The 7593-nt window shown below is 46.3% G+C and carries 8 protein-coding genes; 1 reads left to right on the plus strand and 7 read right to left on the minus strand.

Annotation, left to right across the window (positions count from 1 at the left end):
- Window positions 1-241 precede the first annotated feature (241 nt).
- The 7 genes from BUB85_RS13970 to BUB85_RS14000 all read right to left on the minus strand — a co-directional run bounded on the left by BUB85_RS13970 (window position 242) and on the right by BUB85_RS14000 (window position 6440).
- The gene (locus BUB85_RS13970; RefSeq protein ID WP_073111570.1) at window positions 242-832 is read right to left on the minus strand and encodes a cytidylate kinase-like family protein; all 591 of its coding nucleotides are present in this window, start codon (window positions 830-832) and stop codon (window positions 242-244) included.
- 29 nt (window positions 833-861) lie between these two features.
- On the minus strand, window positions 862-1605 hold the full coding sequence (locus tag BUB85_RS13975; RefSeq protein WP_073111572.1) for an amino acid ABC transporter ATP-binding protein: 744 nt from the start codon (window positions 1603-1605) through the stop codon (window positions 862-864).
- Entirely contained in the window at window positions 1592-2263 is a 672-nt protein-coding gene (locus BUB85_RS13980) for an amino acid ABC transporter permease (protein ID WP_073111574.1), read from the minus strand. Before BUB85_RS13980 ends, BUB85_RS13975 begins: the two co-directional genes overlap by 14 nt.
- An 88-nt stretch (window positions 2264-2351) precedes the next feature.
- Window positions 2352-3158 (minus strand): transporter substrate-binding domain-containing protein, encoded by an 807-nt coding sequence (locus BUB85_RS13985; protein WP_073111576.1) that lies wholly within the window; start codon window positions 3156-3158, stop codon window positions 2352-2354.
- A gap of 227 nt (window positions 3159-3385) precedes the next feature.
- Window positions 3386-4264: an SPL family radical SAM protein gene (locus BUB85_RS13990; protein WP_073111579.1), complete on the minus strand. Its 879-nt coding sequence runs from the start codon at window positions 4262-4264 to the stop codon at window positions 3386-3388.
- Window positions 4265-4357: 93 nt separating this feature from the next.
- Complete coding sequence (locus tag BUB85_RS13995) at window positions 4358-5602, minus strand: chloride channel protein (protein ID WP_073111581.1); 1245 nt, start codon at window positions 5600-5602, stop codon at window positions 4358-4360.
- Between the two features lie 172 nt (window positions 5603-5774).
- The gene (locus BUB85_RS14000; RefSeq protein WP_073111584.1) at window positions 5775-6440 is read right to left on the minus strand and encodes a Crp/Fnr family transcriptional regulator; all 666 of its coding nucleotides are present in this window, start codon (window positions 6438-6440) and stop codon (window positions 5775-5777) included.
- 139 nt (window positions 6441-6579) lie between these two features.
- Here BUB85_RS14000 and BUB85_RS14005 point away from each other — a divergent pair, with 139 nt between their 5' ends.
- Entirely contained in the window at window positions 6580-7206 is a 627-nt protein-coding gene (locus BUB85_RS14005; RefSeq protein WP_073111586.1) for an ATP-binding protein, read from the plus strand.
- The last annotated feature ends 387 nt before the right edge of the window (window positions 7207-7593 follow it).

Genomic DNA, 7593 nt, shown 5'->3' on the forward strand with positions numbered 1-7593 from the left:
CCCCCCACACACTGCCATGAACTCCAGATTTTTTATCTATTCATATTATATGATAGCAACTTCATCCCTTTTTATCAAGCCAAAGCGAATGTTCTCAATTATGTTCTCAATTGCTATAACCTGGTTCCTTCACACATCCAATGCACTGTTCCGGATGAAACAACGAAAAGTCCCCATCCTCCCGGTGCTTTTTGGCACTAAGAGGTGGGGATTATTATAGTCGGTCAATAACCTGCAATTTTTAAGACATCTTCTCGATGATCCCGCATATTGTATCCACGCACTGCTCAATTCCGATTGCGGATACCTTCAGACAGAGATCATAATTCACTGCCTCCTGCATCTGTGTCTCGGTAAAATAAGAACAGTATTTTTTCCGGTTCCTGTCTATAGACCGGATCTCCGCTTTTACCGCTTCTTCCGTCATTTCAGGATGCCTCTGCTCCATCCACTCCACACGCCATGACTCATCTGCATATAAAAAGATCCGCAGGCAATGCTCATATTCCTTCAATACAACGTTCGCATTTCTTCCGACGATCACGCAATCTCCTCTGTCTCCCATACTGCGGATAACATCTTTTTGAATCTCGTACAGTTTTTCACTCTGAGGGCGCGATTTTAAGTTGAATAGACTCTGTGCAAATCCGAAATCAACCGGAACTTTCTCATCCCAGTCCAGAACTTCATTCACATCGGTTCCCGCTTCTCTGGCCGCTTTCAAAATCAGCGCATTGTCATAATAATCAAATCCCAGCTTTTGTGCCACAGCCCGTCCGATTGTACTTCCGGCTGCACCGCATTCTCTTGCGATTGTAATGATTTTTCTCATTTTCCCAATCCCTTCTCACTTAAGTTCTATTACGACAGCACCTTGTTCAGGAAATCAATTGTCCGCGGTTCTTTGGGATGATTGATTACCTCTTCCGGTGTCCCCTCTTCAACGATATATCCTGCATCCATAAAAATGATGCGATTCGCCACTTCTCTTGCAAAGCCAATCTCATGCGTAACAACAGCCATGGTCATGCCCTCCGCCGCAAGCTCTTTCATGACGGTCAGAACCTCTCCCACCATCTCGGGATCCAGCGCGGAAGTCGGCTCGTCAAACAACATGACATCCGGGTTCATAGCGAGCGCTCTGGCAATCGCCACACGCTGCTTCTGTCCGCCTGACAGCTGCACCGGATACACATCCGCCTTCTCCGCCATACCTACACGCTTCAGAAGACGCATTCCCTCTTCTTTCGCCTCTGCTTTCGTCATTTTCTTCAGTTCGACCGGTGCCATCATAATGTTCTCCAGCACCGTCTTATGCGGAAATAAGTTAAAATGCTGGAATACCATTCCAATGTTCTCTCTGACTTTGTTGATGTCCGTCTGCTTACTTGTTATTTCATTTCCGTCCACAACAATCAGTCCGTCCGTCGCCTGTTCCAGCTGGTTCAGGCATCTCAAAAAGGTGGATTTTCCACTTCCTGACGGGCCAAGCAATACGATTACTTCACCTTCTTTTATGTCAATGCTGATATCTTTTAACACTTCTAGTTTTCCGAAGCTTTTTTTCAGATTCTTAACATGTACTTTAATGTTATTCTCTTCCACGGTTAATCCTCCTCTCCATCTTCTTGGCAATCTTGCTCAGTGTGATAATTACAATCATGTACATAATGGCGATAATTGCCCATGTCTGCAGATTCATAAATGTATTTCCCATGATGGTCTTACCCATGTTGGTAAGTTCCGGGAATCCGATAACCGAGAGAATCGATGTATCTTTTAATGTGATGATGAACTGGTTAATGATAGATGGGATCATTGTTCGAATTGCCTGCGGCAGAACGACCAGTCTCATACTTTTGCCGTATGTCAGTCCCAGACTCCGGCTTGCCTCCATCTGTCCTTTGTCAACACTCTCAATACCCGCGCGGATAATTTCCGCCATATACGCACCACAGTTCATCGCCAGTGCAATGGTACCAGCCTGCAGCGCCGGAAGCCGGAAGTCTGCGACTCCCATCAGCTTGATTCCCGCCGGCACGCCAAAATAAATAAAATACGCCAGAACAATCAGCGGCACGCCACGCACTGCGTCCACATAGACCGTTCCGATCAGGTTCAGGATCTTATTCTTCCCGACATTCATGAGTGCGACAATCATACCAATAATAATCGCAAAAAACAATGAGAGTAATGTCAGCAGCAGCGTCTGCCCCATCGCCGTCAGTAACATTCCCCCATATAACTGAATAATTTTTATCATTTATTGTAACCTCCATTTGTTTCATAAGGAAAAAACGCGGGAACTCTTTCTCTGATTTCCCACGTTTTCCATTCAGCCATAAATGTCCTTATTTCAAGTATTTGTCAATGATCTCCTCGTATGTTCCGTCATCCTTGATGTTCTTAAGTCCTGCATTAAACATATCTAAAAGCTCCTGATTTGACTCATCCATGATTGCGAATCCATAAGGTGCGCCTTCACTTTCCATTCCTTCAGGAATCTGAAGTGCCAGTCCGCCTTCTTTGATGGATGCTGCCATAATCGGTGTATCTTCTACGCATGCTGCGCTGTTGCCAAGAATAACATCCTGATACATGGTCGGGGAATCTTCAAATGTTGTAACCGTAAATCCATACTCATCTTTTAAGCTGGCTGCGAAATCTGCACCTGCTGTTCCGTTTTTCACTGCAACATTTTTCCCTTTCAGATCATCGTAGGATTTGATGTCACTTCCCTCCGCAACAACGAAAGTCTGGGTTGCATCGTAGTAACCGTCTGAGAAGATCCATCCGGAATCAATACGCTCCTGTTTGATGGTTGCTCCTGCGATCATTCCGTCTGCCTGACCTGCCTGAACTGCTGCAACTGCCGCATCCCATCCGAGGCTCTGAAGATCATATTCAAAATTCTGATCCTTGGCGATTGCCGCAAGAATGTCTACATCAATGCCGACAAATTCATTCTTCTCATTTGTGTATTCAAATGGTTTGAATACCGTATCCGTTGCAATAACCCATTTCTTTCCTGAGCCACTGTCTGCGCTTGTAGATGCGCTTGATCCTGCTGTTTTTGAATCTGTGTTGGATGATCCACAGCCGACAAGCATTGCCACTGTCAAAACTCCACACAAAATTGCTGAAAAAACTCTTTTCATAATCTCATCTCTCCTTTTCTTATAAAAAAGACAGAGATACGATTACTTCGACTTCTCTGCCTGCTTTCCATATATTATAATTTTTTTTGGCCGGTATGTCAAGTTCCAACTATGCAGACCGGCTTCGATTTTCTCCTTAAGCAGTCTCCTGACTCTGATATTCCGCTTTTTTTCATCTTTTCTTTTCTCTCCTTGCCTGACCTTTCACTTCGCGCGACCTCCCCTGCTTACAGACAATCGAACAAGCTTAGCTGCCGGACAGATTCCTTTTCTTCAAATGTGTTCAGATACTCAAAAATCTTCTGATTATCGTGTACAATTCCATTTTCTTCACATTTTCTATGAAACAATTTCATCAATTCCCGGTTGTGCGGACTGCTGATCATATACTGATTTCCAAACGTCTGAATATATTTTTCTTTCATATGTGGAAAATGCCTGTCCAGCTGTTCGTAAAAGTATTCCCGATTCCCCTCGCGCAGCGTCATTCCCATCTCAAAGCAGATGATACCATACACACCGGCCTTGATACAGTAATCCAATATGCCGGAAATATTTTCCACCGTGTCGTTGATGAATGGAAGGATCGGGCAGAGCCAGACAACCGTCGGTATCCCGGCTTCTTTTAATTTCACGAGTACCTCAAACCGCTCTTTTGTGGTGCTGACATTGGGCTCGATTTTTTTACACAGCTCTTCATCATAAGTCGTCAGCGTCATCTGTATGACACATTTTGTCTGATCATTTATCTTTTTCAGCAGATCCAGATCCCTCAGAACGCGGTCAGACTTCGTGATCAGTGTAAACCCATAGCCGTACTTCTCTGCCAGCATCAATGCTTTTCGGACATTTCCCAGCTCTGATTCCAACGGAATATACGGATCTGTCATCGCGCCTGTTCCGATCATACATTTTTTCCGTTTTCTTTTGAGCGCCGCCTCCAGAAGTTCTATTGCATTTTCTTTGACTTCAATGTCCTCAAATTCATGATCCATGTGATAGCATTTGCTTCGCGAATCGCAGTAAATACAGCCGTGCTGACACCCACGGTATAAGTTCATTCCATTTTTGGCAGATAAAATCCCTTTTGCCTTTACATAGTGCATAGATATTCTCCCCACATACATTTTCCCTTCGTGTAAAAAGGTCTTCTGATGGTTTTATTCTACCACAGAAGACCTTTCATTTCTTTTATTTATTTAAAAACGTTCACATGAAGTTTCCAGAATTTTCTGCCCCGAATAAATAGACTTATTCATATTGAAAATGTAGGCACAGGCACAGACCACAAAAAATTCCGGCATATGTTCAAACCCAAAAACCTCCGCTCCAATGAGCATCGGTGCCAGAAACGTATTTGTTGCACTGCCAAAAACTCCGGCATATCCAAGTGCCGCCGCAAGCTCCACCGGCACATGCAGCACACCGCCAAGCACGACTCCCAGACTGGCTCCGATGGAAAACAGCGGGGTAACCTCGCCTCCCTGAAATCCGGCCGCCAGCGTCACAATAGTAAGCACAAGCTTCAGGATCCAGTCATAAGGAAGTATCTTCTCCTCGAAAAAACTGGCATGGATCAGATTCGTTCCAAGTCCGGCATATCTTCCCTTGTACAGTACCAGAAGGAGCACGCTCAAAACAGCACCCACAACAGCAATGCGGATTACCGGGTTTTTCCATATTTTTGCAAACGTGCCCTTCAGCCACTTCAGCGCCCAGGCAAATACGCCCCCTGTAATTCCAAACAAAATGCCAAGCAGGATAAGCTTTCCCAGCGCAGGCACAGACAACGGCATCTCCGCCGTCACTCCAAAGGAAAATTTCTCAAGACCGAGCAGTCCTGAAACTGCGCTCGCCGTAAAGGACGCGGTAACAGCCGGCAGCAACGCCTGATATTCCAACGCCCCTGCCGCCAGAACCTCCATCGCAAAAAGCACCGCAGCCAGGGGTGTCTGAAACAGCCCTGCAAATCCTGCCGCCATACCGGTCACAAGAAAAATATGAGAGCTGTTCTTCAGCGGAATCCTCCGGCCTGCCCAATGGGAGACTGTGGCGCCTATCTGCACCGCAACGCCTTCCCTGCCCGCACTTCCTCCAAACAGATGCGTGATCCACGTTCCAGATATGATAAATGGAATCAGTCTCAGCGGGATGACATCTTCCTCTCCTTGTCCCACCTCAAAAATCAGGTTCATTCCTCTGCTGCTCTTCCCACCGAACTTCAAGTAACAGAAGGCTATCGCCGCCCCTCCCAGCGCAAGAAACGGAATCAGCTGCATCGGGTGCAGATCCCGAAACGCCGTAATCGCAAGCAAAACCTCTCCGAACAGTGCATCGATTGCTCCGATCACCAGTCCGATCGGGATTCCCAGGAGCCCCAGGAGCAGCAGCTCTCTATACGTTCGAACCATCTTATATAATCTGACTTTTATTGCTTCTTTCATTCCTGTTTCCCCTCTTCATAAATTCAAGACTCGCGAGCGAGTCTTGGTGCGAGATTTGGTCAGCTTTGCTGACATCTTCTTCGAATCTCTGCACATCTGATATAGTTCTCCCGCACACGCCCGGCAGCAGTTTTTCAAAGGAACTTCTTTTTGCTTCGCCGGTAAGAACATTTTACTGCCCGGACAGTTCAAAATGATTCCGCGCAAACCGCAGCAGCCCCTCATCCCGCATCTTGCACAGTTCATTGGACATAGCACTCCGGTCGACGGAGAGATAGTCCGCCAGCTGCTGCCGGTTAAATGCAATATCAAAGGAGGCACTGCCGCATCTCGCCGCTTCTGCGGAAAGATACGAAAGCAGCTTGCTCCGCGTCGTGCGCTGGGACAGATGTGTAATCTTCTCATTGAAAATAAGATTCTTATATGCAAGAATTGACATCAGATTGCGGATCATCCGTGTATGAAACCCGCAGGCAGTCGGACAGGTCGACAGAATGCGGTGCACGTCCAGATACAGCACTCTGGTCTTTTCCGCTGCAACCGCACTGACTCCGAGCGGCTGTCCTTCCACACAGGCATATGTTTCCGCGAATATCTGCCCTGCCTGAATCCTTGTGACAATATTCTGATTGCCCCAGTAATCCTCTTTTACCAGAAGCACACTTCCCGCGAGCACAAGACAGACGGACGAGACCAGGTCCCCGCATCGAAGAATATACGAATTTTTTACAAACTCCTTTGTGGTCGCCGACAGACATTGCAGCATGGATTTTGTCTCCGCTTCTGTCACACCGGCAAACAGCTGAGAGTTATTTATGACTTCAATATAATCCTCCATAAAATCCAGCTCCTTTTGTTGTATAAACAACAGACTTATTTCTCTTAAGGTACTACGATAAAGGCATATCGTCAAGAAGAATTTTTCAGACGATTATCATACCCGACCAACAAAAACTTATCTCAAGGAGGATTTTATAATGATTCGTAAAATTATTACAATTGATAAAGAAAAATGTAACGGCTGCGGCATCTGCGCAGATGCCTGTCACGAAGGTGCCATCGGAATGGTTGACGGAAAGGCAACGCTGCTGCGAGAAGATTACTGCGACGGACTGGGCGACTGTCTCCCCGCCTGCCCTGCCGGTGCGATTACATTTGAAGAACGGGAGGCTCTGCGCTATGATGAGGCCGCCGTCAAAGCTGCACAGGCAAAGGCTGAAAAGGACACACACAAAGCTTCTTCCCAGCTCGCACAATGGCCGGTCCAGATTAAGCTCGCGGCTGTCAACGCGCCTTATTTTGACGGTGCTGATCTTCTGATTGCAGCGGACTGCACGGCATATGCCTACGGCGATTTTCACAATGAATTCATGCGTGGGCGGATTACGCTCATCGGATGTCCAAAGCTGGACAGCATCGATTACTCTGAAAAGCTGACGGAGATTTTCCGCAGCAATGACATCAAGACTGTAACTGTTGTGCGCATGGAAGTTCCATGCTGCGGCGGTATCGAATACGCGGTAAAGACTGCGCTTGCGAACAGCGGAAAGCGGATTCCATCTCAGGTCGTGACACTCTCAGTCAATGGCACCATCTTAGGATAGAATACTTTCTTGATAAAATCACAGGAGGGTGGATAAAAAGCAAAACCTGCTTTTTATCCACCCTTCCTATTCTGTCAAGCCTAAATCTATTGATTTTACTAGCTTTGACGATTTTTATTTACCTCTAAAACAGAGCCGATAGTGATGAATATCGTAGTATCAAGTACTGAATAGTTGAAAAATAGGTATAACTTTAAAAGCATCCATTTCGTTTGCTATATAAAGGCTATTTTCCCTCTGATCAACTATGATGATGAACCTTCCGTGTCTAAGGGGATCGTGTCCCAACTTCCTTCGTACCATCTATTCATACACTGAGTGCCAGCCAAGCTCCTAGACGGGGTCTCGCCCCATGGTGAAAACCGATGCCAGCTACAGCTCTTGTTT

Origin of the sequence: Hespellia stercorisuis DSM 15480 (genome assembly GCF_900142165.1) — a bacterium.
In the GTDB taxonomy this organism is placed as follows: Bacteria; Bacillota; Clostridia; order Lachnospirales; family Lachnospiraceae; genus Hespellia; species Hespellia stercorisuis.